The sequence below is a fragment of the Mesorhizobium sp. M0496 genome (assembly GCF_040321205.1).
In the GTDB taxonomy this organism is placed as follows: domain Bacteria; phylum Pseudomonadota; class Alphaproteobacteria; order Rhizobiales; family Rhizobiaceae; genus Mesorhizobium.
This window is the reverse complement of record NZ_JAMYRC010000038.1, coordinates 1-25256: the sequence shown is the minus strand read 5'-3', so window position 1 is coordinate 25256 and position 25256 is coordinate 1. Positions and strand designations below refer to the sequence as shown.

General features: G+C 63.2%; 33 protein-coding genes and 1 tRNA gene. 20 read left to right on the top strand and 14 right to left on the bottom strand.

Annotated features, from left to right (window positions below):
* Positions 1-70: 70 nt before the first annotated feature.
* Positions 71-565 carry a hypothetical protein gene (locus NKI73_RS26010; RefSeq protein WP_352633829.1) on the top strand — a complete coding sequence of 165 codons (495 nt, stop codon included), beginning with the start codon at positions 71-73 and terminating at the stop codon, positions 563-565.
* Between the two features lie 155 nt (positions 566-720).
* Entirely contained in the window at positions 721-1920 is a 1200-nt protein-coding gene (locus NKI73_RS26005) for an aminotransferase-like domain-containing protein (protein ID WP_352633906.1), read from the top strand.
* Between the two features lie 35 nt (positions 1921-1955).
* On the opposite strand, the gene NKI73_RS26000 is transcribed toward NKI73_RS26005, so the two are convergent.
* The gene (locus NKI73_RS26000; protein WP_352633827.1) at positions 1956-2513 is read right to left on the bottom strand and encodes a hypothetical protein; all 558 of its coding nucleotides are present in this window, start codon (positions 2511-2513) and stop codon (positions 1956-1958) included.
* A 63-nt stretch (positions 2514-2576) separates the two neighbouring features.
* Here NKI73_RS26000 and NKI73_RS25995 point away from each other — a divergent pair, with 63 nt between their 5' ends.
* From NKI73_RS25995 to NKI73_RS25935, 13 genes are all read left to right on the top strand, one after another.
* Positions 2577-3005 (top strand): VOC family protein, encoded by a 429-nt coding sequence (locus tag NKI73_RS25995; protein WP_352633826.1) that lies wholly within the window; start codon positions 2577-2579, stop codon positions 3003-3005.
* A 200-nt stretch (positions 3006-3205) separates the two neighbouring features.
* Positions 3206-3664 carry a hypothetical protein gene (locus NKI73_RS25990; protein WP_502905622.1) on the top strand — a complete coding sequence of 153 codons (459 nt, stop codon included), beginning with the start codon at positions 3206-3208 and terminating at the stop codon, positions 3662-3664.
* Between the two features lie 172 nt (positions 3665-3836).
* A complete protein-coding gene (locus NKI73_RS25985) occupies positions 3837-4454 on the top strand; it encodes a C39 family peptidase (RefSeq protein ID WP_352633825.1) in 618 nt (205 codons plus the stop codon).
* Between the two features lie 24 nt (positions 4455-4478).
* Positions 4479-5546 carry a D-alanine--D-alanine ligase family protein gene (locus NKI73_RS25980; RefSeq protein WP_352633823.1) on the top strand — a complete coding sequence of 356 codons (1068 nt, stop codon included), beginning with the start codon at positions 4479-4481 and terminating at the stop codon, positions 5544-5546.
* A 129-nt stretch (positions 5547-5675) separates the two neighbouring features.
* Positions 5676-6035, top strand: coding sequence for an SPW repeat protein (locus tag NKI73_RS25975; protein WP_352633822.1), 360 nt, complete (start codon positions 5676-5678; stop codon positions 6033-6035).
* 175 nt (positions 6036-6210) lie between these two features.
* A complete protein-coding gene (locus NKI73_RS25970; protein ID WP_352633820.1) occupies positions 6211-7584 on the top strand; it encodes an NfeD family protein in 1374 nt (457 codons plus the stop codon).
* Positions 7581-8345, top strand: a complete 765-nt coding sequence (locus tag NKI73_RS25965) for a slipin family protein (RefSeq protein WP_352633818.1) — start codon at positions 7581-7583, stop codon at positions 8343-8345. Before NKI73_RS25970 ends, NKI73_RS25965 begins: the two co-directional genes overlap by 4 nt.
* Positions 8346-8834: 489 nt before the next feature.
* The gene (locus NKI73_RS25960; protein WP_352633817.1) at positions 8835-9269 is read left to right on the top strand and encodes a hypothetical protein; all 435 of its coding nucleotides are present in this window, start codon (positions 8835-8837) and stop codon (positions 9267-9269) included.
* A gap of 418 nt (positions 9270-9687) precedes the next feature.
* Positions 9688-10122, top strand: coding sequence for a type II toxin-antitoxin system HicB family antitoxin (locus tag NKI73_RS25955; protein ID WP_352633815.1), 435 nt, complete (start codon positions 9688-9690; stop codon positions 10120-10122).
* A gap of 148 nt (positions 10123-10270) precedes the next feature.
* Positions 10271-10582 carry a GNAT family N-acetyltransferase gene (locus NKI73_RS25950; protein WP_352633813.1) on the top strand — a complete coding sequence of 104 codons (312 nt, stop codon included), beginning with the start codon at positions 10271-10273 and terminating at the stop codon, positions 10580-10582.
* A gap of 32 nt (positions 10583-10614) precedes the next feature.
* Positions 10615-12615, top strand: coding sequence for an ABC transporter ATP-binding protein/permease (locus NKI73_RS25945; RefSeq protein ID WP_352633811.1), 2001 nt, complete (start codon positions 10615-10617; stop codon positions 12613-12615).
* 269 nt (positions 12616-12884) lie between these two features.
* The gene (locus tag NKI73_RS25940; RefSeq protein ID WP_352633809.1) at positions 12885-13355 is read left to right on the top strand and encodes a helix-turn-helix transcriptional regulator; all 471 of its coding nucleotides are present in this window, start codon (positions 12885-12887) and stop codon (positions 13353-13355) included.
* Complete coding sequence (locus NKI73_RS25935) at positions 13355-14707, top strand: HipA domain-containing protein (RefSeq protein WP_352633807.1); 1353 nt, start codon at positions 13355-13357, stop codon at positions 14705-14707. The genes NKI73_RS25940 and NKI73_RS25935 overlap by 1 nt, the downstream gene beginning before the upstream one ends.
* Before the next feature lie 62 nt (positions 14708-14769).
* On the opposite strand, the gene NKI73_RS25930 is transcribed toward NKI73_RS25935, so the two are convergent.
* From NKI73_RS25930 to NKI73_RS25915, 4 genes are all read right to left on the bottom strand, one after another.
* Entirely contained in the window at positions 14770-15771 is a 1002-nt protein-coding gene (locus NKI73_RS25930; RefSeq protein ID WP_352633805.1) for an aldo/keto reductase, read from the bottom strand.
* 70 nt (positions 15772-15841) lie between these two features.
* Positions 15842-16087 (bottom strand): DUF982 domain-containing protein, encoded by a 246-nt coding sequence (locus NKI73_RS25925; RefSeq protein WP_352633804.1) that lies wholly within the window; start codon positions 16085-16087, stop codon positions 15842-15844.
* A gap of 134 nt (positions 16088-16221) precedes the next feature.
* Entirely contained in the window at positions 16222-16407 is a 186-nt protein-coding gene (locus NKI73_RS25920) for a hypothetical protein (protein WP_352633802.1), read from the bottom strand.
* 142 nt (positions 16408-16549) lie between these two features.
* Complete coding sequence (locus NKI73_RS25915; protein WP_352633801.1) at positions 16550-16756, bottom strand: hypothetical protein; 207 nt, start codon at positions 16754-16756, stop codon at positions 16550-16552.
* Positions 16757-17022: 266 nt separating this feature from the next.
* Here NKI73_RS25915 and NKI73_RS25910 point away from each other — a divergent pair, with 266 nt between their 5' ends.
* Entirely contained in the window at positions 17023-17319 is a 297-nt protein-coding gene (locus NKI73_RS25910) for a type II toxin-antitoxin system RelE/ParE family toxin (RefSeq protein WP_352633800.1), read from the top strand.
* Positions 17316-17633, top strand: coding sequence for a helix-turn-helix domain-containing protein (locus tag NKI73_RS25905; protein ID WP_352633798.1), 318 nt, complete (start codon positions 17316-17318; stop codon positions 17631-17633). The genes NKI73_RS25910 and NKI73_RS25905 overlap by 4 nt, the downstream gene beginning before the upstream one ends.
* 14 nt (positions 17634-17647) lie before the next feature.
* Here the strand turns inward: NKI73_RS25905 and NKI73_RS25900 are convergent.
* Both NKI73_RS25900 and NKI73_RS25895 read right to left on the bottom strand, forming a co-directional pair.
* Positions 17648-17721, bottom strand: a tRNA-Gln gene (locus NKI73_RS25900).
* Between the two features lie 80 nt (positions 17722-17801).
* Complete coding sequence (locus NKI73_RS25895; protein WP_352633796.1) at positions 17802-18095, bottom strand: hypothetical protein; 294 nt, start codon at positions 18093-18095, stop codon at positions 17802-17804.
* A gap of 598 nt (positions 18096-18693) precedes the next feature.
* Between NKI73_RS25895 and NKI73_RS25890 the strand changes: the two genes are divergently transcribed.
* Positions 18694-19758, top strand: a complete 1065-nt coding sequence (locus NKI73_RS25890) for a PAS domain S-box protein (RefSeq protein WP_352633794.1) — start codon at positions 18694-18696, stop codon at positions 19756-19758.
* A 36-nt stretch (positions 19759-19794) separates the two neighbouring features.
* On the opposite strand, the gene NKI73_RS25885 is transcribed toward NKI73_RS25890, so the two are convergent.
* Positions 19795-20733, bottom strand: a complete 939-nt coding sequence (locus NKI73_RS25885) for an alpha/beta fold hydrolase (RefSeq protein WP_352633792.1) — start codon at positions 20731-20733, stop codon at positions 19795-19797.
* A 147-nt stretch (positions 20734-20880) separates the two neighbouring features.
* Here NKI73_RS25885 and NKI73_RS25880 point away from each other — a divergent pair, with 147 nt between their 5' ends.
* Complete coding sequence (locus tag NKI73_RS25880) at positions 20881-21198, top strand: hypothetical protein (RefSeq protein ID WP_352633790.1); 318 nt, start codon at positions 20881-20883, stop codon at positions 21196-21198.
* Positions 21199-21578: 380 nt separating this feature from the next.
* Here NKI73_RS25880 and NKI73_RS25875 read toward each other — a convergent pair whose 3' ends face one another.
* The 4 genes from NKI73_RS25875 to NKI73_RS25860 all read right to left on the bottom strand — a co-directional run bounded on the left by NKI73_RS25875 (position 21579) and on the right by NKI73_RS25860 (position 22943).
* Positions 21579-21824 (bottom strand): DUF982 domain-containing protein, encoded by a 246-nt coding sequence (locus NKI73_RS25875; RefSeq protein ID WP_352633788.1) that lies wholly within the window; start codon positions 21822-21824, stop codon positions 21579-21581.
* Between the two features lie 12 nt (positions 21825-21836).
* A complete protein-coding gene (locus tag NKI73_RS25870) occupies positions 21837-22073 on the bottom strand; it encodes a DUF982 domain-containing protein (protein ID WP_352633786.1) in 237 nt (78 codons plus the stop codon).
* A gap of 155 nt (positions 22074-22228) precedes the next feature.
* The gene (locus tag NKI73_RS25865; protein WP_352633784.1) at positions 22229-22672 is read right to left on the bottom strand and encodes a GFA family protein; all 444 of its coding nucleotides are present in this window, start codon (positions 22670-22672) and stop codon (positions 22229-22231) included.
* A 91-nt stretch (positions 22673-22763) separates the two neighbouring features.
* Positions 22764-22943, bottom strand: a complete 180-nt coding sequence (locus tag NKI73_RS25860) for a DUF3606 domain-containing protein (protein WP_024501602.1) — start codon at positions 22941-22943, stop codon at positions 22764-22766.
* 642 nt (positions 22944-23585) lie between these two features.
* Between NKI73_RS25860 and NKI73_RS25855 the strand changes: the two genes are divergently transcribed.
* The gene (locus NKI73_RS25855; protein ID WP_352633782.1) at positions 23586-24029 is read left to right on the top strand and encodes a DoxX family protein; all 444 of its coding nucleotides are present in this window, start codon (positions 23586-23588) and stop codon (positions 24027-24029) included.
* 9 nt (positions 24030-24038) lie between these two features.
* Here the strand turns inward: NKI73_RS25855 and NKI73_RS25850 are convergent, their stop codons facing one another.
* Both NKI73_RS25850 and NKI73_RS25845 read right to left on the bottom strand, forming a co-directional pair.
* On the bottom strand, positions 24039-24344 hold the full coding sequence (locus NKI73_RS25850) for a hypothetical protein (protein ID WP_352633781.1): 306 nt from the start codon (positions 24342-24344) through the stop codon (positions 24039-24041).
* Between the two features lie 103 nt (positions 24345-24447).
* Positions 24448-24717, bottom strand: a complete 270-nt coding sequence (locus NKI73_RS25845; protein WP_352633779.1) for a hypothetical protein — start codon at positions 24715-24717, stop codon at positions 24448-24450.
* Positions 24718-25256: the final 539 nt, after the last annotated feature.

The window sequence follows — 25256 nt, the reverse complement described above, 5'->3', positions numbered from 1 at the left end:
CAGGCGATGCCACCGGATGGCTTTTCCTATATGCTGCCTGCGGGCACCGCAATTGCCGGAGGGGGAAGTCATGAGAGCTGGATATCTCGTCGTCGCCGGTGCGTTGGCGGTCCTGCAGGCCATGCAGCCGGCCTTCGCGGCGTCCTGCGGCGGCTGGGCCGCCAAAATGGAGGAAGACGAGGGCGGCAGCGTGCTCACCGCCTCGGTCTGCGGCGGGCCGAAAGGCGATGCGCATCTGATGCTGACCTGCTTCGACACGCCGGTGCTGAGCTATGACCTCGGCGCCACCGGCCAGCAGCTGGAGCCGGGCATCAGCGGTTCGTTCGAGTTCAACGCCGACGGCAAGGCGGTGACCAAGACCTTGCAGTTGGAGGCCATGTACAACTATTTCGTGGCGGACCTGGCCCGGGCCGATCCGTTGCTGGACCTGCTGCGCGGGAAGGGCGATGTGCTGGTCAGCGCCGCCAAATACGGCCAGACCAGTTTTCCGCTGAAGGGCTCCAGTGCCGCCATCGGCAAGGTGCTGGCGCAGTGCGGCAAGGCAGCGCCTGCGGACGGGGATTGAGCGGCGGGCGGCGGCCCGCGCGCCTTCGTCGCCCCGGCGGTGACTGGCGTATAGCGGAAGGCTTTCAGGCTCTATTCAAATCGCCCGATAAAGCAGATATAGGTCAGCTAGGTTGACCTAAATAGAATTGTCGCGGGAGGCGTGACTTGACCCTTATGAACCTGTTGGCTTCGCGCTCGTCGCGCATGAAAGCGTCCGAAATCCGCGAACTCTTGAAGCTGCTCGACCAGCCGGACATCATCTCGTTCGCCGGCGGCATTCCCGATCCGGCGCTGTTTCCGGCCGCAGCGATCCGCGACGCCTATGCCGATGTGCTGGGTGGCCCGGAGGCGGGTGCGGCGCTGCAGTACCAGGTCTCGGAAGGTTATCTGCCGTTGCGGCAGTGGCTCGCCGGGCAGATGGGCAAGCTCGGCGTTGCCTGCGACGAGGCCAACATTTTCATCACCTCCGGCTCGCAGCAGGCGCTGGATTATCTCGGCAAACTGTTCCTGTCGCCAGGCGATACGGCACTGGTGACATGGCCGACCTATCTCGGCGCGCTGCAGGCTTTCAACGCCTATGAGCCGCGCTACGACCGGCTGACCCCGGCCGGCGGCAACATGACGCCCGATGCCTATCGCGCGGCCGCGGCTTCGAATGGCGGCAAGGCCAAGTTCGCCTATCTGGTGCCGGATTTCGCCAACCCGACCGGCAACACGCTGGACCGAAAGCAGCGCGAAGCGGTGCTCGACCTTGCCGGCGAACTCGACATCGCCGTCATCGAGGATGCCGCCTATCGTGCGCTGCGTTACGACGGCGAAGGCGTGCCGCCGATCCTGGCGCTCGACTGTGCGCGGTCCGGCGGCATCGACAAGGCGCGCACGCTTTATTGCGGCTCGTTCTCGAAAATCCTGTCGCCGGGCATGCGCGTCGGCTGGGTGTGCGCGCCGCGCCATATCGTCGAGAAGCTGGTGCTGATGAAGCAGGCCTCGGATCTGCACAGCCCGTCGATCAACCAGGTGGTGATGCACCGCGTTGCCGAAACGGCGTTCGACGGCCAGGTCGAAAAGCTCATCGGCGCCTATCGCGAGCGCCGCGACGGGCTGCTCGCGGCACTGGAAGCCCACATGCCGGACGGCGTGACCTGGAGCCGTCCGGAAGGCGGCATGTTCGTCTGGGCGACGCTGCCCGAAGGCTCCGACGCCACCGCGTTGCTGGCGCGATCGGTAAAGGAGGCGCGCGTCGCCTTCGTGCCTGGCAGCGCTTTTTATGCCGATGGCACCGGGCGCAACACGCTGCGGCTGTCCTTCACGCTCGCCGACCGCCGGGCGGTGAGCGAGGGCATCCCGAGGCTGGCGGCCATCCTGAAGGAATAGGCTTCCGCCGGAATTCAGCAGGCCCGGTGTGGTTCCTATGCCGGCACGTTCATCAGGTGCTTGAGCTTGGAAAGCCTGGTGCGAGCCAGCTTGCGAAGTTGTTTTTCGAACCCTTCCTCGCCGGTTTCGACGACGAAGACCAATGTCTTGAAGTCCAGCATGAACTCGTCGATCGCTGCTGTGACCTTGTCTGATCTGCCCTTGAAACGACGCAGCAATACGTTCGCTTCTTCGACATCGTCGGCACCAGCTCTGTCGACGAGCGCTTCGAGCCTTTGAAAACTATCCAATTCCAATTCCTCCCGGCCGCGCCACAAAACTTGGCTCCGGACAAAAAGTTCCAAGCTGAACGGGATTTGCCTGCCCGGCGCATCATGCGGCTTGCGTAACAAACAGCTCGCCGGCGGGCTTTTTTCGTTCCGGTGGAACCTCCGCGGCAAATCGGAGTTCTCACCATGTCTGCCCCCCCGCAGACAAATGAAAGCCTCTTGTGTCGGCTTTCCAAAGGCCCGTCGGATCCCCTCCCGGCGGGCTTCTTGTTTGAAAGATGGATCATGGGAACCATCAGTGGGCTTGCGGCGCGCGACGGTCATGCGTCCGCATTGACGGCGTCCTGTCCGAACCTAAATTCGAAAGCCTCACGAGGAGGAGTTTGCATGGAAACCCAGGAATTGCATCGCGGTCGGCTCATCGACCATATCCAGCTGGTGGTCAGGGATCTCCCGGCCAGCCGGCGTTTCTACGAAGCGGTCTTCGAGGTGCTCGATATCCCGATCGGCGGCACCGGCGACGGCTATTTCTGGGCCGACGAGTTGTTTATCTCCAGTGCCGACAGCCCTGCAGCGTTGGGAAAATTCACCGGCCGCCATCATCTCGCCTTCCAGGCAAAGGACCACGCCATGGTCGAGGCCTTCTACAAGGCCGGGCTCGCCGGCGGCGGCAAGGACAATGGCGCGCCGGGCGAACGGCCCTATCATCCCGGCTATTACGCCGCTTTCCTGCTCGACCCGGACGGCAACAACATCGAAGCCGTCCATCACGGTCCGCACACGCGCAGCGCCGCTTCGGTGAAGATCACCTTCTAGGCTGGAGAGATGCCGCTTTGCGTTGCCAATTTGGTGGCGCCGATGCTAACCGTGCAGATGGCGGGCGGGAATCGGCATCGAAGCAACGCGCGCCAACAAATGTCTCGATAAAACTCCCATTACCCACCGTGGAGACTATTTTTATGCATAGCCTAACCAAGGCGATCCGTGCCGGCGCACTTTTATTTGCGATCGGGACCATGGGTTTGCCAACCATATTATCGGTTGCTTATATCTCGTCGGCGCAAGCTCAGGAGGAGTATCTTCCGACCCAGAAGGATTTTGTCGGCAAATGGAAACTGAACGGTGGAGCCATCCGGCCGCCGCGCGACATGCCGGATGCGCCCACGCCGGAACAAGAGGCTGCCGCCAGTGAGTTCCAGCAGACAGTGACCGCGTTTTACGGCGCGTTCGACTATCTGGAAATCACAGCGGACGGCCGCTACAACTTTCACCAGCCCGGTGATCCGGCGTCGGGGCTCTGCGTCTGGTGCGGAACCTGGTCCTTTGCCAGCAGTTCGGCGTGGCTCAAGCTGGAAACGGCGCCCAGGCTGGATATCTACGCCAAGGACGGCGACATACAGATGACCTACACTGCCGAACCTGACGAAAAATCGAAATACGCCTGGCTGGTTTTCGGCTGGACGAAGGTCGAGTAGGCGGCGGCGCTCACTGCATAGACGTTTTGACGGGTCGCTTGCGTTCGCTTCGTCATCCTCGGGTCTGCGCCGCGTCGCTTCGCTGCTGCTTCGCCCGGGATGACGACGTTGGAGCTTTTCATCTATCTCGTATCCTCGTATACGAGATGGCCAGCTGCCCGAGGAGCCCGTTATGAGTCCACTGCCTGAAACCGTGCCGTTTTTCAGCCAGTGGGAAACGCCGGACATGACGATGGACGTGCTCGCCGACGGCGCCCAACTGGCGCTCAGGCGCGATCCCCTATGGCAGGGATCGGGAGCGGAAACGCTGGACGAATATGCGGTCTGGGCCGCTAATATCTGCGGCATGGCATGCCTGAAGATGATCCTGGCGACGCGCGGCGAAATCGTGCCGACGATCGAGCTTGCCAGACGATGCACTGGATATGGCGGCTATGTCGTCAAAGACGGTTCGATCAAGGGGCTGATCTACGCGCCTTTCGTCAGCTTCGTGCAGGAGGTCTTCGGCCTGCGGGCCGAGGTGATGACCAATGTCGCGACAGCGGACATACCGGCGATCCTTTCGCGGTCGCGTTTTTTCATCGCGTCGGTCAGCAGTTCCATCCGCTGGCCCGAGCGCGAGCCGCCCTCGAAGGGCGGCCATCTGGTGCTGGTCACCGCTGCGTCGGACGAGAGTTTCCGTTTCCACAATCCGTCCGGCCATATCAGCGCCACACAGGCAAACGCAGTGTTGGCGCCAGCCGATTTCGACCGTTTCTTCGCCAATCGCGGCATTGCCGTCGCCATTTGATTTTTTGACAGTTGAGGAATTTCGATGACCGCTAAGACAAGGGTAGCCATCCTCTATGGCGGGCGTTCGGCCGAACATGACGTGTCGCGCCTTTCGGCTGCCAATGTGCTGAAGGCGATCGACCGGACACGCTACGACATCGTGCCGATCGCCGTTTCCCGGAGCGGCAGATGGCTGCTGCAACAGTCGGCCGCCAACGACGGGGCAAGGGCGCCGGCATCCGAGGACGGCATCGAGGTCGCCCTGCTGCCCGGCGGCAAGGGCAGGCTGGTCGCCATATCGCCGGATGGAACGCAGCCTGATCCCGTCGATGTCGTCTTTCCCGTCCTGCACGGGCCGTTCGGCGAAGATGGCTCGGTGCAGGGCTATGCGGAAGTCGCCGATGTCGCCTATGTCGGCTGCGGCATCCTCGCTTCGGCCGCGGCCATGGACAAGGAGATCGCCAAGCGGCTAATGCGCGAGGCCGGGCTGGCGGTTGCCCGCTCGCTGACCTTGCGGCGCGGTGAGCGCGTGTCCTTCGAGGATGTCGCGGCAAAGCTCGGCCTGCCGGTGTTCGTCAAGCCGGCGCGCCAGGGCTCATCCTTCGGGGTCAGCAAGGCAACCGACAGCGCCGGCTTCACCGCGGCCGTCGAGGCCGCTTTCCGGCATGACAGCAAGGTTTTGGTGGAGGAGTTCGTTGAAGGCCGCGAGATCGAGTTCTCGGTACTGGAGCGGGCCGACGGCACGCTGACGGTGTCGCTGCCCGGCGAGATCATTCCAGCCGGCAAGCACGGCTTCTACACCTATGAGGCCAAATATCTCGATGTCGACGGCGCGGTGGTCAAGGTGCCCGCCGATGTCCCGGCCTCGGTTGCCGACAAGGCCAGGGAGATGGCGCGGCAGGCCTTTCAGGCGCTCGGCTGCGAAGCCATGGCACGCGTCGATTTCTTCCTGCGCGCCGACGGCAGCCTGCTGGTCAACGAGGTCAACACCATTCCCGGTTTCACCGACATCTCGATGTACGCCAAGGCGCTGGCGGCATCAGGCATCGGTTACAGTCAGATCATCGACGTGCTGATCGAGCACGCGCTGGCAAGGCATGCAGGGCGCTGATCCCGTTCGGGAGCGGAAGGGTCACTGGTCAAGCCTTGAAGGCCATGTGAAGCGTAGTTACATCAATCATTGAGCGTGCGTTGCACGCGAACTTAACGCTTTGGTCAAGCTTCATCTATGGAGGTTGTCATGGCTAATACACTCATGGAAGGAAAGAAGAGCCAGGACTGGCTCAATCTGGTCCTTGCCATCTGTCTGTTCATCTCACCTTGGATAATCGGCTTCGCTACTGCAACCGCTCCCGCATGGAACGCCTGGATTGTTGGCGTCGTGCTGGGCGTCATGGCTCTGGCGACGCTTGCCGCATTCGCCGAGTGGGAGGAATGGGTTAGTGTCGTTCTCGGGCTCTGGCTGATCGTTTCGCCCTGGCTTCTCGATTTCATGGCGAACGGGTACGCGATGGCCACCCATGTCATTCTCGGCGTGCTGGTGGTTGCGGTATCAGGTTGGGCAGTCTGGGACTTCCGTCATCCGCACGCGCATGCGTGACCGGTGAAAGGGTGGGGGTCCGGCGCGCGAGTGGCGGGCTCCTCCGGATTTGAATTTACGCGCCCATGCGTTGCCATCCAGGCCGCGCAGAGCCGGGTTGTGGCTTGCAGTCCTGCGGCCGCGCCATGGATTTTGATGGGATCGGGCCCCATATCCTGCCTAGGGAGTTTTGAGCGTGAACCTCGCGCGGATGGCGGTTCTTGCCGCGGCTCTCACGGCCGCCGCGGTCGCCAGTCCCTCTTCCGTAACCGGAGAGGCGACGGAGAAGCTGGCGTTGCGCGTCGAGATGGACGGCGCCATCGGGCCGGCGAGCGCAAGGCAGCTCAAGGAGGCGCTGGCGAAGGCCGCCGAGCGGCACGCCGAAGTTCTCATCCTCGAGATCGACACGCCGGGCGGGCTGGTCACCTCGATGCGCGAGATGATCGCAGATATCCTTGCCTCGCCGGTTCCCGTCATCGGCTATGTCGCGCCCGCCGGCGCGCATGCGGCAAGTGCCGGAACCTATATCCTCTATGCAACCCATGTCGCGGCGATGGCGCCCGGCACCAATCTGGGCGCCGCTACACCGGTCGAGCTTGGCGGGTTGCCGTCCCTTCCCGGTGGCGGCGACCAGAACAAGGACGACCAGAAGGACGCCACCGGACCGCCGGCGGACGACGCGATGATGACCAAGGTGACGAACGACGCGGTTGCCTTGATCCGTTCGCTCGCCGAACTGCGCGGGCGCAATGCCGACTGGGGTGAAAAGGCCGTGCGCGAGGCGGCCAGCCTTTCCGCCGGCGCGGCACTTCAGGCACATGTCGTCGATCTCGTCGCCCACGACACGGCCGAACTGCTGCAGCTTGCCGACGGCCGCATGGTCGAGGTGGCTGGCAAGAAACAGGTGCTGGCGACCAAAGGCCTCCCGGTCGAGACGCTGGAGCCCGGCTGGCTGATCCGGCTTCTCGCCGTCATCACCGATCCCAACATCGCCGTCATCCTGATGCTTGCCGGCTTCTACGGCCTCATCTTCGAGTTCACCAGCCCCGGCGCGGTGGCTCCCGGCGTGATCGGCACCATCTGCCTTCTGCTCGGGCTCTATGCGCTCAACCTGTTGCCGATCAACTATGCCGGCCTTGCCCTGATGCTGCTTGGCCTCGCTTTCCTCGTCATCGAGGCCTTCAATCCGACCGTAGTGCTTGGGCTTGGCGGCGTGGCCGCCTTCCTGCTCGGCGCCGCCATGCTGCTCAAGGTCGAGGGCCCCGGCTTCGAGATGTCATGGGCGGTCATCGGCACCGCCGCCGCGCTGACGCTTGGCCTGGCGCTGCTGGCCGGCAGCTATCTGTGGGCGGCGCGCAAGCGTCTGCCGCGTGTCGGCGCGCAGGCCATGCACGGACTTCCGGCCAAGATCCTCGACTGGTCGGGCAGCGAGGGCCATGTGCTGGCCCAGGGCGAACGCTGGCGGGCGAAAGCCAACGAACCGCTCGCCCTGGGCGACAGCGTCGAGGTGGCCGATGTCAGGGATCTCGTGCTGACGGTCCGGCGCAGGAACAATGGAGCAAGGCAATGATGATCGGTTATGTGGCCTATCTGATACTCGCCCTCCTCGTGCTGATCTTCCTCTCCGCAGCCATTCGTATCCTGCGGGAATATGAGCGCGGCGTGGTCTTCACACTCGGCCGCTTCACCGGGGTGAAGGGCCCCGGCCTCATCCTCCTCGTTCCCTTCGTCCAGCAGATGGTGCGGGTCGACCTGCGCGTGGTGGTGCAGGACGTGCCGCCGCAGGACGTGATCTCGCGCGACAACGTCTCGGTGAAGGTCAACGCCGTGCTCTATTTCCGCATCGTCGACGCCGAGCGGGCGATCATCCAGGTCGAGGATTTCATGACCGCTACCAACCAGCTGGCGCAAACCACATTACGCTCGGTGCTCGGCAAGCACGAGCTCGACGAGATGTTGGCCGAGCGCGACAAGCTGAACAGCGATATCCAGGAGATCCTGGACCAGCGGACCGATGCCTGGGGCATCAAGGTCTCCAACGTCGAGATCAAGCATGTCGACCTCAACGAGAGTATGGTCCGCGCCATCGCCAAACAGGCCGAGGCCGAAAGGCTGCGGCGCGCGAAGGTGATCAATGCCGATGGCGAGCAGCAGGCGGCGGCAAAGCTGGTCGAGGCCGGCAAGATGCTGGCGCAGGAGCCGCAGGCCATGCAGTTACGCTATTTCGAGGCGCTGCACGACATCGCCGGCGAGCGCTCGTCGACGGTGGTGTTTCCGCTGCCGGTGGACCTGCTCACGATCTTCAACAAAAAGCCGGACGGGGCCAAGTGAAGCGAATGATCATGACCATCGCCAGCGGTCCAGACCGGGACCGTATGCTTGGGCGGCACGTCGTTTTCATCCGGATTGGGGACCGGCTCTTCATCCGGAAGCCTGTCCGGATCCGGCTCGCGCATGGGCTTCGGTTCGGGAAGCGGCGGCGGCGGCGTGGGTACTGGAGCAGGCACTGGGTCGGGGTTAGGCAGAATGGCCATGAAGTAACTCCTGCGTGGGGGCTTGGTGGGTCATGAACATCGGCGGATGCCGACCAACCAGCGTCTCGACCAGGGCTGATGCGGGCAGAACGGTCGCGCTTGCGGATGGTTCCGATGCGGTTTCGATTGCGCCCCGGCCACGCGCTCACGAGCCGTACAGCGGAATGGAGCCATGCCGCCCAAAATGAATCGTCGTAGCGTGCATCTCCGGGTCTTGCCGACCCCACCGGGCGACATAATTCCATTAAAGGCTGAACCGAATTCAGCTGCTGAATAGGAGGCGTCCGTGAAGCATCAAACCGTTGACCAACTGAATGCCGTTGCCGACGTCCACGCCGAGGCAACCCATCTTCTCGCGACCCGAGGCGAACGCCTCGAACGCTGGGCGCAGCTTCTGGAGCAAAATCCCAACAGGTGCCTAGGAGCGCTGACGGGGACCGAGCACCAATCCGTGGAGACGCGCGAAAGAATGCGTTCCGCGGGATCACCGATCACAATTGCTTTCGAGGATCCGCTCTTTCGCGCGCTGGGCCTGAAAGAAGATACCTACGGTGAGGCCAAGCGCTTCTTCGAGCTGACCGATTGGCAGCTCCACGGAATCGTCTGCCATTGTCACGTAGGCGCCACGATGACGGCACGATGGGCCGCATCCCGTGTCCGCGCGGCAATGTCTGGAAGATCCGGTTTCTTCGCGTGGCTGCGAGAAGCGTTTATGCACTGAAGGCCGACGCCCGACTGGCGAACACCGCGCACTATGCCGAGCCGGGCTGAACGACTGCTTGAAGAACGATGAGGCGGCAGCGAGTCTCTCCGCCTCCTCGATTGTGGTGGCTGGCGCCGCTTGTCGGCGAACCAGGGTAGATATTTTCTATATTTTTCAATGAGCTGCCTAGAGTCCACACTTCTGTTGATTTCCACATATGTGTGGACTACGCTATCTATGTGAACGCGAACGAACTCCGGCGCTGGCTCGCCAAGCAGGGATGCACCTTCGAAACCCATCGTTGTGGAAGCGGTCATCTGACTGTCCGTCTCAAAATAGGGTTTCCCAGTTGCCCATGCACGGCGGAAAGGAGCTCGGCACGCGCTTGGTCGAAAAGATCAAGGGGACTTGGGGCTGAAATGGAGGAGCCTTTGTAATGTGGTATGAACTCACTCTCGCGCCCGATGACAATGATACCTGGCTGGTTACAGCGCCTCAATTCGACGAAGTTGTTTCTTATGGAAGTACGCAGGAGGAGGCCTGTGTAAACGGCCGGAACGCTATCGAGGAGGCTATCGCCGCTCGCATCGCGAATGGGGAGGATCTTCCCTTCCCGCTCAAGGAAACGTCAAGCAAGGGGCGGTTTGTAGAGGTTTCAGCGCTCGTCTTCCTGAAATCTGGGCTCTATATGCTCCTGAAGAGCAAGGGGTGGACTCGCGCCGATCTGATGCGTGAACTCAAATGCCAGCGCGAACATGTCGACCGGCTTTTCCGGCTCGATCATAACTCGCGGCTCGACTCGCTCGAAGAAGCGTTTAAGGCGCTCGGCTCTCCGCTGCGCTTTGACATGGAGTTCCCGCAAGCCGCTTGAACTTTCGTTATGAGAGGTGGCAGCGTCCCTTTCCATCATTTCTCACGCGAACAACCCACCTTGTGGAAGGGCGGGTCAAACCTCCGAGTTCGTCGCTTCGCTTGCTCGCACCAATCATATGGCTCCTGACTTTTGCAGGACGTGAAGAATGCTTGAAATCCGCCCGGCACGGGAGGCCGACCAGTCGGCGATTGTGCAACTGTGTCATCAGGGCTGGCATGATGCCCATGCGCATCTGGTCCCAACCGAAATCCTGGCGTACCGAACGCCCGCATATTTTTCGCTCTGGTTGAAGCAGACCACCGATGTGTTCCATGTGGCTGTAAGCGATGAACTGCTTGGCTTCGCCGGCAATGACAGTGTCCATTCGCCAAGCACCCAAACGCCCCCTCGCGGACACTGGAAGCCAGAAGAGCCTTGGTGTGCCGCTGGCAGCCAGCATCTCGGGCGGACATCATGAAACCTTTTGATTTTTAAGCCGTTATCGCCGTTATGTCCGGGGCTAAATCCAAGCCGAAATCGGTCGACGGCGCCAAACCACGCGAGGCTGGAAAGTCGCGCCTGGAAAAGGCATCGGCTGTCGAAGCCACGCCCGAGGTCGATGGCCAGGCCGCGCCGCCGCCGGAGGCCGTCGAACCCGATCCAGAACTGACGCCCGAGGAGGCGGAGCAGGCGCGCAAGCGATATTTGCTGAGGCGTTTCTGGATCAGCGCGCGCGGCTACTGGGGCCGCGGCGGCGATCGGCTCGCCTGGCCGTTCACCATCGGGGTGCTGCTGCTGATCTGCATCAATATCGGTTTCCAGTACGGCATCAATGTCTGGAACCGCTCGATGTTCGATGCCCTCGAGCAGCGCAATGCCCGCAGCGTCTATTTCCTCATCGCCATATTCATGCCGCTGGTGTTCTGCAGCGGCAGCCTTGTCGTCGCGCAGGTCTACCTGCGCATGACGATCCAGCGCCGTTGGCGTTCCTGGCTGACCACCGCGGTCATCGCGCGCTGGCTGGCCAACGGCCGCTACTACCAGCTGAACCTCGTCGGCGGCGACCACCAGAACCCGGAGGCCCGCATGACGGAAGATTTGCGCATCGCCACCGAATCCCCGGTCGATTTCATCGCCGGCGTCCTCAACGCGTTCCTGTCGGCCTCGACCTTCATCGTCGTGCTGTGGACCATCGGCGGCGCGCTCACCCTGCCGATCGGCGGCGAGAGCATCACCATTCCCGGCTTCCTGGTCATCACCGCAATAATCTATGCCGCCATCACCTCCACCTCGATGGTGGTCATCGGCCGCAACTTCGTCCAGCTGTCCGAACGGAAGAACCAGGCGGAGGCCGAACTGCGCTACACGCTGACGCGCGTGCGCGAAAACGGCGAGAGCATCGCCTTGCTCGGCGGCGAGGAGGAGGAGCGCAGCGGCATCGACAGGAATTTCGGCCATGTGCTCAGGCAATGGGCGCTGCTGACCGGTCAGCACATGCGCACGGCGGCGGTGTCGCAGGGATCGAGCCTGTTTGCGCCGGTCGTGCCGATCCTGCTGTGCGCGCCAAAATTCCTCGAAGGCTCGATGACGCTTGGCGAGGTGATGCAGGCAGCGTCTGCCTTTGGCATCGTGCAGGGCGCGTTCGGATGGCTGGTCGACAACTATCCCCGTCTCGCCGACTGGAACGCCTGCGCGCGGCGCATCGCGTCGCTGATGATGTCGCTCGACGGACTGGAGCGCGCCGAGCAGAGCGACGCGCTCGGACGCATCCAGCACGGCGAAACCAATGACGGTGCGATGCTCAGCCTCGACAATCTTTCCGTGACGCTCGACGACGGCACCGCCGTGGTCAAGGAGACCGAGGTTGCGATCGAACCGGGGGAGCGGGTGCTGGTGGCCGGCGAATCCGGCTCGGGCAAGTCGACACTGGTGCGGGCCGTCGCGGGACTGTGGCCGTGGGGCGGCGGCGGCGTCAGTTTCCACGCGGGCAGGCGTTTGTTCATGCTGCCGCAACGCCCCTACATCCCCTCGGGCACGCTGCGCCGCGCGGTCGCCTATCCTGCGGCGGCGGACAAGTGGACGATCAAGCAGATCAAGGCTGCCCTCGACAAGGTGGGCCTTGCTTACCTTGCCGACAGGATCAAGGAAGAAGCGCCGTGGGACCAGACGCTGTCGGGTGGCGAAAAGCAACGCCTCGCCTTCGCGCGCCTGCTGCTGCATCGCCCCGATATCGTCGTGCTGGATGAAGCGACCTCGGCGCTCGACGAGAAGAGCCAGGACAAGATGATGGAGACGGTCATCGGCGAATTGCCTGAAGTCACCATCATCAGCGTGGCGCACCGCGCCGAGCTGGAAGCCTTCCATAGCCGCAAGATCACATTGGAACGGCGCGAGGGCGGGGCAAAGCTTGTCAGCGATATCGATCTTGTGCCGCGCAAGGGCAGGCGGAACTTGCTCAGGCGCGCCTTGTGGGGCTCCGGCGCGCGCAACAGAAGGGCTACGCGACCATGAGCTTCTATCGGTCGACTATCGCCATCGCGCGCTGTCGACGAATTGCCCTCATGCGCCGATGGCCGCAGCCCAGAAAGGGTCTGGCGTCATGAGTCAGGAACCCGCCTTCGTCCTGCTCCCGCTCGGGATCGGTGCGGCGGTTGTGCGAATTAGAATGCGCCTGCTGTTCCCGTACGGTATCCGATCTTTTGAGCAATGATCCCGATCGGGTACAAAACGGCTTGTATTTTGCTCCGGGAGGGATTATGTTCCCGCTCGGGATCAGCATCATGACTAAAATCACACCGACGCCGGCAACCGTACCCCTGAGCGCCATCGAGATTGCGCGCCGCGCCGCGCGAACCGATCCTGCGGATGCCGGCAGGCCGGCCGGATTCGCCGAACAGGGTGATGGGAGCAATGTACCGGACCCGGGTGGGGCGGGCGTCGTCGTCCCGGTGACAGGGGTGACGATCAAAGCCCCTTCGCCCGAGGTTCGGGTCACGCTGTCTCGGATGCTCGGCCCCGATGCCCAGGCCGAGTCCGAACTCACCATCATCGCGTCGCCGCCGGACCTCGGCCGGCTGGTGCGTGCTGCTCGTGAGCAGCGGAGATTTTCGCAACAGGAATTCGCCGACCTTGCCGGGGTCGGCCGGCGCTTCCTGTCGGAACTGGAGAACGGCAAGCCGACGCTGGAACTGGGCAAGGTGTTGAAGGTCACCAATGCCGCTGGCATTGTGCTCTTCGCCCGGGAACGCTGATGGATGCGCTGACACTTGACGTCCGGCTCGACGGATTCACCGAGCCGGTCGGCATCCTGGCGCGCGACGACAATGGCGGGGTCGCTTACGCCTACCGGAAGAACTATGTCGCCAATCCCGACGCTGTCGCCCTATCCTTGTCGCTGCCGTTGACCGACGAACCCTATGGCGATGTCGCGGCCAGGCCGTTCTTCGACAATTTGCTGCAGGAACGTGATGGTGCGCTGGCCGATATCATGGCCCGCGAGGGCCTTGCACGCGATGACATCGCCGGCCTGCTGTTCCATATCGGCAAGGACTGCGCCGGCGCCTTGTCGGTGCTGCCGGCCGGCGCCCCACCGGTCAAGCTGCCCGGAGACTATGGCAGCGACTATGTTCGGATCGGCATGGAACGAATGGTCGACATCGTCGATGCGCTGCACCGCCGCCGCCGCTTGCCGGACGGCACCGCCGACCCATCGCCGCTGGCCGGGGTGCAGAGCAAGATCGCGCTGACCTACCTGCCCGACGGCTCCTTCGCCGAACCGCGGCGGGGTTCGGGCGCACCGACCACACATATATTGAAAGTCCCTGATCAGGGTCATCTCCGCGATGCCCGCGACGAGGCCGAGGCGCTCGCGCTCTCGCGGGTGCTCGGTTTCGACACGACCGACGCCACGGTTATGCCATTCGGCGAGATGGAGGCGCTGCTGATTACCCGGTTCGACAGGGCGCTGACCGGCGACGGACAGATCGTGCGCATCCATCAGGAGGATTTCGCCCAGGCGCTCGGGCTGCCGGCGGGGCTGAAATACGAGCGACGCGGAACGCCCGGCCGGCGCTTCGACGCTCCGGCCATTCGCCGCGTGCTCGAGGCGACGATAGACCCGGCCGGCGAGAAGGATATCTTCATCAAGGCAACGCTGTTCGATCTGATGATCGGCAACACCGATGGCCACGCCAAGAATTTCGCGCTTCTTCACGATAGAGGCGGGCGCATCCGCATGGCGCCACGCTACGACCTGCTGCCGACGCGGCTCGACGCCAACGTGACCGAAGAACTGGCCTTCAGGATCGGCACGGCGGACAGGCTGGCGGCGATCACCGCTGACGATTTCGCTGTTTTCCTGCAAGCGCTGGGTATCGAAAGCGCTGCCGCGCGCAAACGCATTTGTGCCGGCCATACGACCGACATCGCGGCATCCCTGGCGGGGCAGCTCAATGGTCTCGACAAGCGGAACATGAAGCGCTTCGCTGATCTCATTGCTTCGAACATCGGCACGTTGACGGCGGCGTTCGGGATGGCCACGCCAGCGGCGGTGGAACAGCGGGACGCGTTTCTTGACCGAGCCGGCGGTTGGCTGATGACCTGAGAGCTGGCCAGTTCGCAAAGAGCTACAGCATTGACGACTCCGCAAAAAGGGGCGGCGCCGCCCTACCGGTCGACCGTCGCCATGCCGCGCTCGGTATAGCGCGGGCCGGAGATTTTTCCGGGCGCGAGCGCTTCGTCGAGCGCGGCCATTTCGGCGGCGTCGAGTTTCAGCGAGGCGGCGGCGACGTTCTCCTCCAGATATCTGATCCGCTTGGTGCCGGGAATCGGCACGATGTCGATGCCAAAACCGTTTCCCTTCTCCAGCAGCCAGGCCAGCGCGACCTGGCCTGGCTTGACGCCCCGGGCTATCGCGATGTCGCGCACCTTGGCCGCCGCCTCGACATTGGCGTCGTAGTTTTCGCCCTGGTAGCGCGGGTCGTTGCGGCGGTAATCGCCCTCGGCATAGTCTTCCGCGCGCTTGACCGCGCCGGTGAGAAAACCGCGGCCGAGCGGCGAGAACGGCACCAGGCCGATGCCGAGTTGCCTGAGCAGCGGGATGATCTCCGGCTCCAGATTGCGCTCCCATAGAGAATACTCGCTCTGCACCGCCGACACCGGATGCACGGCATGCGCCCGGCGGATATTGGCCGCACCTGCCTCCGACAGGCCGAAGAAGCGCACCTTGCCTTGCGCGACCAGTTCGCCGACGGCGCCCGCGACATCCTCCATCGGTACCGCCGGGTCGACGCGGTGCTGGTAGATGAGGTCGATATGGTCGGTGGCGAGTCGGGCGAGCGAGGTTTCCACGGCCTCGCGAACGTGCTCGGGCCGGCTGTCGGTTCCGACCTGCTTGCCGTTTTCTATGCGGAAGCCGAATTTGGTGGCGATCGTCACCTGGTCGCGCTTGCCCTTCAACGCCCGGCCGAGCAAGGCCTCGTTGGCGTAGGGGCCATAGACCTCGGCGGTGTCGAGGAAGGTGCAGCCAAGCTCGATGGCGCGGTGCAGCGTGGCGATGGATTCGGCCTCATCGGCCGGGCCGTAGGACTGGCTCATACCCATGCAGCCGAGGCCGATGGTCGAGACTTGCAGCCCCTGGCTGCCGAGCTTGCGTGTTTTCAGGGTCATGGTGGGGTCTCCAGGAGGGGATGCCGCGACTATAGCCGCCGCATCGACGTTGGCCGATTCAATCGACACTCTATTCGATCAGGATGTGGGCTTCGCGCGCGGCCTCGACAAGCGCCGACCTGGCGACATCGGCGGCAACCTCGCCGCTCGTCGCCCGGCGGCAGGCGCGCAAAGCCGTTTGATGTTTTGGGCTGCCGGCGTCACGCCAATGTGTCGTGAGCAATTCAATGGCTTGCTGTGTATTGGACAGATGGCGGATGGAACCGGTGACACCGACCGACACCGCCACGGGTTTGGAAAACCATGCGGTTTGCATTGGAACCTCGACCAGGCTGGAGCAATTAACGCGTCTGGCGTCGTAAGGTTTCGTCGGTGCCGATCACTCTGGCGTGAGAGTTCCGAAAACATCGGGAGACGCCCGGGTTGTTCGCCTTTCGACTTGCGCGTCACTCACATGTTCGAGGCGACGTCGCGGGTGGGTGTTGGTTTGGGTTTGTGGGCCGCACGCTGCCTCGTCGCTTGCTGGGCGGGGCGGGGTGCGGCCTTGACCATGTTCACGGTTTCGGGCGCTTGCGCCTTGCGGCGCTTGAGCCAGCTGGACGACAGTTCGGCAAGGAGACTGCGCAGGTCTTTCACGACGTCCTCCTCCGCTAAAGCGACAGGATATCTCATTAGGCCGGACTTGCTCCGCCGGAAAGACCTGTTGCATCGAAAAGATATCAAGGCGCTCGCCCGAGCGTATCGGCTGGCGTGTGCTCGGTCGACGGGTTCCTGCTCTCTATAGAATGTTGGTCGTCACTTCGACGACGATCGCGGCACCTTCCAGCGTGCCGTTGGTGACGTGCACGACACGCGATACCCGTAGATCCTGCGCATTTCCGTCGATCGACAGGGAAACGCTTTCGCCGATCCGGGGAACCGCCTGGAAAATTGCATCCGTGGCCTCCGGCCGGTTGTCGATTGATATGCGGCAGTTGACGGTCATGGGATGTCTCCTGTGTCTGACGGCGCCCCGGCCGTCAACGCAGGGTCCGCGAAATGGTTTCAGGGGGACAGGTGCCTTGGCGGTTCCCGCCGCCGCCTGGCATGTTGGCAGTGAGCACTATGCGCCTCGCGCGCAAGCGAAAATCTGCAAGGCAAACTCCGGGATGTCCGTAGTTGGCCTTGACATTATACGGAAATTCCGTAGTATCGGCCATGCACACAGTCGTCGAAACGCCAGCATATCTTTCCGCCGCCCACGCCGCCGGCATGTCCGAAGAGGAGCGGACAGAGGTTGTCGAACTCCTTGGAGACGACCCTCAGTTCGGCAAGGTGATGAAGGGCACAGGCGGCTGTCGGAAATTTCGTGTTGCCGGTCGCGGGCATGGCAAGAGCGGCGGCTATCGAATCGTGACCGTGTTCGGCGGCGAGGACATTCCGGTGTTCCTCCTAACCGTGTTCGGCAAGGGCGAGAAGGACAATTTGTCGAAAGCCGAGTGCAACGATCTCGCAAAACTGACGAAGATTCTGATCGACACCTACGGAAAGAAGGGAAAAGCGAAATGAGCAAGAGTGCGTTCAACAAGATCAAGGCCGGTCTCGACGACGCCATTGCGTTCGCTGAGGGTGATACCGACGGAGCCGTGATCCATGTGCCGGAGCGGGTCGATGTCCGTGCAATCCGCAAAGTCCTCCACCTCAATCAAGAGGCCTTCGCGGCCCGGTTCGGCTTCGGCCTTGCTCGTCTGCGCGATTGGGAGCAGGGCCGGTCGGCGCCCGACAGCGCGGTGCGCGCCTATCTCACCGTCATCAAGAAGAACCCCAAGGCCGTGGAGCAGGCACTTGGCGCCGAGGAGACCGGGGAGCGGCTTGCCGGCTAGCCATCTGTTGTTGCTGGTTCCCGCTCATGGGCTCGAACCACGATTCACGCCTTCAAAGGGCGCTGTCCTACCATTAGACGAAGCGGGAAAATACAACTGCGCCCACACCCGTAGCCGGTTCGCGCGCCGGGATCAACGCAGTGCGGCGGCAAAGGCGCGTGGCCGGCATCAGTTCGGGAAGTTGTTGACAGGCTCCTCGCAGCGGTGGACCGGGCAGCGGCCGTCACGGGTCGGAACGTAGGCCGACATCGGCACTTCGGGCCAGTCGCATTCGTTGCCGAACTGCCTGACATAGCGGTCATAGGTGTTGGGGCCGGTGGTCAGCACCACGGCGCGGTGGCTCTGGATCAGCCGCTGGAGTTGCTCGCAGCTCATCGTGCGGGTATCGGGCCGGGCTTCAGCGAGGCCGGTCGCGGCAAACAGGATCGCTGCCGTCATCAAAGCAATTCGGCGCATTGGCATGGTGGTTCCCTCGATCTGATGTGTCACGCGAAACTCGCATCCCGGCCGGTGGTTCCGCAATGGCCGGCTGGGCGTTTCCTGGCGGCGCAACCAAATGACGCGTCGCGCATTGCTGGGCATGGCCGGCAGGAAGCCCTACGAGACGCCCCAATTGTGGCCCGGAAACGAGGATCGTGAAGCCATGTGCTGTTCCTTCTGTGGCGGCCGCGACCACCGCTACGAGGATTGCCTGCAGCGGGACGTCCAGGCCGATCAACCGCCTGTTGCTCCGCCTGACGAGGTCGGAATGGAACCTGGTCGCGCCGGATATGGGCATGATGGCCTGGCTACGATTTCCGGCGCGCCGTTCGGTGTGAAACGCGCCCGGCCTTAAGGCCAGGCATGTCTTCGATATTTCCGACACCACGTCCTTGCTGATCCTGCAGCAACCCCGCACCTTGGCGGGATCCGCGGACAGCGGTGTCGCCGGTATCAGCGGCGCCGTCCGCGGAGGCTGAGCGGCACGCCGATTGCAACCAAAATGCCCGTCGCGCATTGCTGTGGCGCTGCGGAAATCGCTCACGCGAGCCGGAAGGCGTGACCGGGGGAAGGTGGGGCTATGACGGAATTGACGGACATCGATGGCCTGATCGAAGCCGCCGCCGACGCAAGGCTGGCGGCGATCGTCGATTCGTCCTTCGATGCCATCATCAGCAAAGATCTGAACAGCATCATCACCAGTTGGAACGGGGCGGCGCAGCGCATGTTCGGCTACACAGCCGAGGAGGCTGTCGGCCGGTCGGTGCTGATGCTCATTCCCGATCATCTCAGGGATGAGGAGACCGACATCATCGGCCGGGTTCGCAATGGCGAACTGGTGGCCAGCTATGAGACGATCCGGCGACGCAAGGACGGTAGTTTCATTGCCGTGTCGCTGACCATCTCGCCGATCAGGAACGTATCGGGCGAGATTATCGGTGCTTCGAAGATCGCCCGCGACATCACCGCGACCAAGGACAGCGAGCGCCGCATCCGGCTATTGCTGCGCGAGGTGAACCATCGCGTCAAGAACCAGTTCGCGGTGATCCTCTCGATGGTCAGGGAGACAGGCAAACGCTCGACCGATCCGCGCGAGTTCGAGGAGCTGATCCGCTCGCGCATCATGGCGCTGTCGCGGTCGCACGATCTGTTGGTGAATTCGGAATGGGCGGGCGCCAGCCTCTTCGACCTCATCCAGGAGCAGCTCAAGCCGTTCGCTCACGAGGAACAGGTATCGCTCTCCGGGCCGCTGCTGACCTTGCAGCCGAACGCCGTGCAAAATCTCGGCATGGCACTTCACGAACTCGGCACCAACTCTTCCAAATATGGCGCGCTGGCGGGTGATACCGGGCGGCTTGAGATCACCTGGCAGATCGCCAATGGTGTTTCGGGACGGCGGGAAATCCATCTCGTCTGGGACGAAACGATGCCGGTGCATGAACGGGACCGGCGGGACGAAAGCACGCGCAAGGGCTTCGGCACCGTCGTCCTGCAGCGGGTCGCGCCGCAATCGCTGAACGGCTCGGCGGTCCTGGAACGCAGCCCGGGCCATCTCAGCTGGTCGCTGACGGCGCCGCTGGAATCGATCGTCGTTCCGCAGCTTGCCGCCGAAATCCCTGCCGCCGAGCCGTATTTCAGCCCTTGACGGTCTATTCAGCAGCGGGAGGCAGCTTCGGCCCCATCAAAGCGAGGGCGAAGGTAAACCCGACCGTTGCGAAATGCCCCGACTGGTTTCACCGAAGAAGCTGGCCAGCGCCTCGGCGGTCTGAGCCGGGTTCTCCTCGGGAAAGAAATGTCCGCCCGGCATCGCCTGGCCGCGTACGTCATCGGCCCAGCCTCGCCACAGCGCAAGCGGCCCGCCTTCGCCGGCATACCAGTCCGCGAGTGCGCCCTGGCCGCTCCACAGCGCCAATAGCGGGCAGCGGATGCGCCGGCCTGCGGCCTTGTCCGAACGGTCATGCTCGCGGTCGAGCATAGCCGCCGCCCGATATTCCTCGCAGATGGCATGGGCGTGGGAAGGCGCGCGCAAGGCATCGATATAGGCCCGCCGCACCTCGGGAGGAAACACCGAGGGCGATGAGCCCCAGCCGCTCAGGGCATTGTCAACGATCGCCTCGGCAGCACCTGCCAGGATCTTTTCCGGCAACGGCTCGGGCTGTGCCAGCAACGACCATGGCCAGTAGCCCAGCGCCAGCCTGTCGTCGGCCCTATCCCAGGCATCGGCCGTGGGCACGATGTCGAGCACGGCAAGCTTGTCGATGCTGTCTGGATGATCGAGCGCCATCCGGTAGGCGACACGCCCGCCGCGATCATGGCCGGCGACCATGAAGCTTGAGAAACCGAGCTTTGCCATCAGCGCCACCATGTCGGCGGCCATGATGCGCTTGGCGTAGGGCGCGTGATCGGGAGCCGACGCCGGACAGGAACTGCCGCCATAGCCGCGCAGATCGGCGCAGACGACGCTGAACCGGTTGGCCAGCGCAGATGCAATATCGCGCCACATCAGATGCGTCTGCGGAAAACCGTGCAGCAACAGCAGCGGCGGCCCGCTGCCGGCACGCAGCGAGAATATGCCGGCATCGCCGGTGTCGATTTCCGCACTTTGAAAGTCATCGAACATGGTCGCCTCCGGCACGCGCAACGGCCGGCGAATGGATTTGGTTGCAACGCAGCGGGGCAGCAGCGGCCAACCTTTTTCCTCGACAGGCGTTGTCCCTGTGAAGGGAAGGCCGCCGCGGGCGGCCGTGACAGGAAGAAGGAGGCTGAGATGAGAATTCTCGCCATCGTGCCATTCAGCCTGATGCTGGCGCTGGCCATGCCGGTTGCAGCCCAGACCGACCAGCAGCAGAACGACAGCCAGGCGGCGCCGGCCGACAAATGCCGGGCCCAGACAGAGCAAGATGCAAAACAGCAGCCTGAACAGCAGGCTGGCGGCGGCAATCTGACGGAGACGCTCAACGATTGCGGCGGCGTGCTGAAACCGCCTCCCACAGGTGACCAGGGAATGGCGGCGCCGGCGCCCGACGAAGGCAAGACGCCGGTGATCAAACCGGGTGAAGTGCCGCCCCAGCCGCCGAAGCAATAAGGCAGGGCTCGCCGGTAGTCGCGGGCGGCGCAACCTCGTTTTGGGTTCGAGACCTCTCACCCGATCGAGCTTCCCGCGGGATAAATTGATTTCGCAGCAAAGACCGCATGCCTTCGCGATTGGCGTAAATGCCCATCGCTTCGTCATCCTGGGGCGAAGCAAGGAGCGAAGCGACGCGGCGCAGACCCCAGGATCCATGCCGTGACTCGGGAGCGCTGCTGCGGTTCAGAATTCTGCTCCGCTGCATTCTTTGGACAAGGTCGCGGCATGGATCCCAGGGTCTCCGCGACGGAGCTTCGCTCCTGCTTCGCCCAGGGATGACGAAGGGAGGGTTGGCTCAGCCAATCTCGAAGGTTGTGGTTGCCATCGAAGCTATACCTCTACCGCACCAGCACGCCGGCGTGGTTGCAGAGCGCCACGAACGCCTCCTGCGCCTCGGCAGCATTTGCCTCGTTTTCCAACGCTGCCTCGACCTTTTCGCGCGCCGCCTGGTAAAACGGGCCGCGTTTTGCCTGCGGCCAGTCGATCAGGATTTCGCTGGCATCCTTCAGTGTGGCGACGTCGCGGATCGTATCCGAGCCATGCAGCTTGATCCGCAGCGGCGTGGGCAGCATCAACTCGGCCATGTCCATGTCCCGCTACTGGAGGAGTTTTGCTTCGCGCGCGGCGTCAATCATCGCCCGCATCGCCTTTTCCGGCGGCGTCCAGCCATCCAGCGCATCGCGACAGCTGCGCAACGCTGCCCGGTAGAGCTGGCCCTGGCCGACCGGCCAGTCGCGGAGGCATTCCAGGCCTTCCCACGCACTGCGGACAACGCGCTCACGCTCGGGGGTGAATTTCAGCCGGACGGGTCGGGGAAACATCTTGTCGTTCAACGGGTCGTCTCCATGACTGATGCATGTCGCCCAAAAGCATGCCGACGGGACTGACCGAGGATGCGCAACGGTTTGGGACAATGACATGCACAAAAAACGAGGCGGCGGATAACGTCGGCAACAGGGCAGGGGTTCCCTTCGCGAGCGATCAAATTTCACTCGCCGGCATCGACGTCCGACAGCGACCTCGGCGTCGGCGCTTCGGCGTTGTGCGCCGTCGGCCGGTCATGCTCGAACTGCTCGGCATCGGGCAAGGCATGCAGCCAGGTTTCGCGCCTCGAGGTCCACAATTCATATTCAGGCACGAGATCGGTCGGCGCGACATCGAGGCTGCCGATCGCCACCTCGGCCTCGTTGTCGTCGACCCAGGCGACGCGGCTACCGCAGGTTGGGCAGAAGCTGCGCGTGCCATAGGAGCTGACGAGGCCAGTGGTCTCGAAGGCCTCGCGCGGCCAGATGGCAAAGGCCGAATAGGCCGAGCCACCGGCCTTGCGGCAATCCTTGCAATGGCAAAGACCAATGCGGAGCGGCGCTCCGCTGACCGAGAAATGCACGCCGCCGCACAGGCAACTGCCGGTCCTGCGTATGGTGTCGGACATGGTCGTGACCTCCGTTTCTGTCAGCCTGCGGCGCTGCCGGTCGGGTGGGGCCGAGACAGAGCCCCGTCCCGATCCCGGGATGAAACAGGCTCTAGCCGCGCGCCGCCATATGGGCGTCGAGCTTCTTGCGCGATGGCCCGTAGCGCTTGATGATGGTCTGCGCCTCGCTTGGCGGAATGCCGTATTTGCGGGCAAAGGCAGCGACCTCGTAGGGCTCTTCGCTCGAGACCAGCTTGCGGTCCTGTTTCGTCTTCGATTTGTCGTCAGCCATCTCGGCCTCGCTTTCTGTTGTCGGGGAAACGCACAGCCGTCGGCGCCCGATCCCGCGATCAACAGGACATAACACAGATCGGCGCCGCGGGTTCCACAAGCACGCCAATAACGCCACCGCTAGGAGCGGTCATGGGCCTGGGCGGAGTTCCCGACCGGCTGGTATCAGGCCGAGGGCCGCATGGGGCCGGCGTCGGAGGGGCGGCCATTGTCACATTCGGTGCATGTGGCGCTGACGCCGGGGCAGCCGCGCTGGTGCGTGCCGGCGGGGCAGCAATGGCCGTTGGAACTTGTCCAGCGCGGGCATTGGAAGACTGGCCGGCGCCGCCGCAGCCGCTGCATTCCAGTGTCGTCGACCGGGCAACCAGAAATTTCGCCCCAAACCTCACGCTCGCGCGCAAATCTCAGCCCACCCAAAATTGCTGCACCGGCATGCCCGTGCATTAGCCCGAGCTAACAGTACCACGATCGCGGTTACCGACAAGTTTCAAATCGCCGGATGCTGGAGGGGCTTCAAGAAGCCCCGGATCCATGGCGGAGCGTTTTGCATCGCGATTGTCGAGAAAAATTGGCCTGATGTGTCGGACCTGGCGTCGGTCGCGCGTCCTTGGGTCGGAGCCCATTGCAAAGCTGGAGAACGAGCATGTCGTCGCAAATCACACAGTCGCAAATCACTCAATCGCCGTGGCAGACCGCGGCACTTCTCATCGCCCGCCTGATCTTTGCCGGCGTCTTCCTGATGGCCGTGAGCTTCAAGTTCATGGGCATGGAGGCGACCGCCGGCTACATCGCCGCCGCCGGCTTTCCGTTTCCGCTGTTCCTGGCCTGGTGCGCAGCGATCCTGGAAGTCGCCCTGGTGCTGTGTTTCCTGACCGGCGCCTTCTTCTCGCAAGCCGCCCTGGTGGCCGCCGCCTATGTGCTGTTCCTCGGCCTTGCCTTCCACGGACCCAGCCACTGGGCCGGCAACCAGGCCGAGTTCGGCTTCTTCGTCGACCATTTTTCCTTCCTGGCCGGACTGCTGTTCGCCGCCGTGCATGGGCCGGGCAAGGTGCTTTCGCTCAATCTGGGATGGCCGGGCAGGGCCTGAGGCGAGGGATCACAGCTGGTCGTTGTAGGGTTCCTTTATCTTGCCGACCATGCGGGCCAGCTTCGAAAAGGAGGGCATGTCGACCTCCGGCTGGCACTGATTGGCGAGTTCCAGCAGCCGGAGCGGAAAGTTGATGGCATCGCGGCTGGACGCGGACATGGCTTCGGATCGCTCCTGGCTGGTTTCGCCGGCCTCGGTCTTGCGCAAGGCTAGGTCTATTTCCTCTGCCGTCAGCACCCCCTTTTGAACCAGGAGTCGGTTGATCGATGCGACGGCCATCAGCAGGCCCTCAAGTTGCAGATTGGCGACATTCATGGCGATTGCTCCCGTGACTACGATCGAAACGCGCGAGCGCCGTTTTCGCTCCGGAGGCGGCGGATTGCCGGCTGGAATGACCAGCGAGCCGGAGCCAGACGGCCTATTCCTGCGTCAGGCGCTCGCCATATTCGCGCCACAGCGCCTTCGCCTCCAGGCTGCCGAGGCGCGTGACCGAAGGATCGCCGCAGTTGATGGCGACGGCGCTGATGTCGTATTGGGGGTACGCGTGGGCGACGAAACGGATCGCTTCGCCGAGCGAACGCACGCGGATGACCGGATCGGCCTGGCCCTGGCCAGTGCTGCGCACACCGGAAACCGTAGCCGGTGCATTCCGCATCCTGAACACCGATGCCATGGCTGGTCTGTCCATCGTCCTCTCCCACAAGGCCGTGCGACGGGAATCATTCCATTAGCTTCGACTAAGATTTCACGGATGCCGGCTTATGACCAGCCGGGCGGTGAAAACCGAATTCCACGGGCTTGCCGGCGCCGGCCGGGGCAGCGGTTTCGACCGAAATAGGAATGTTTTCTCAGAATTCTGTTGACGGGGTGAGTGCAGCTATGCTACATATTTATCCATGGTGCTGATTTGCGCCACCGACCCGCCGCCGAGGCGGGTTTTGTGTTTTTGGCTCCTTTTGATTTGACGTCTGCCTGTGTTGTCGACGCGGAATGTCGGCGGGACAGCACCCCCCTCTGTCCTGCCGGACATCTCCCCCGCAAGGGGGGAGATCGGATGCCACGCCGGCTTTTGCCAATCTTCAACCTCGTAAGATTGGCGGTGAAATCAAAGCTGCCGATCTCCCCCTTGAGGGGGAGATGTCCGGCAGGACAGAGGGGGGCGCCAGAAGCGCGACATTTGCGAGAAAATCATGTCCACACGCTACGCCACCATCATCACCGGCGATG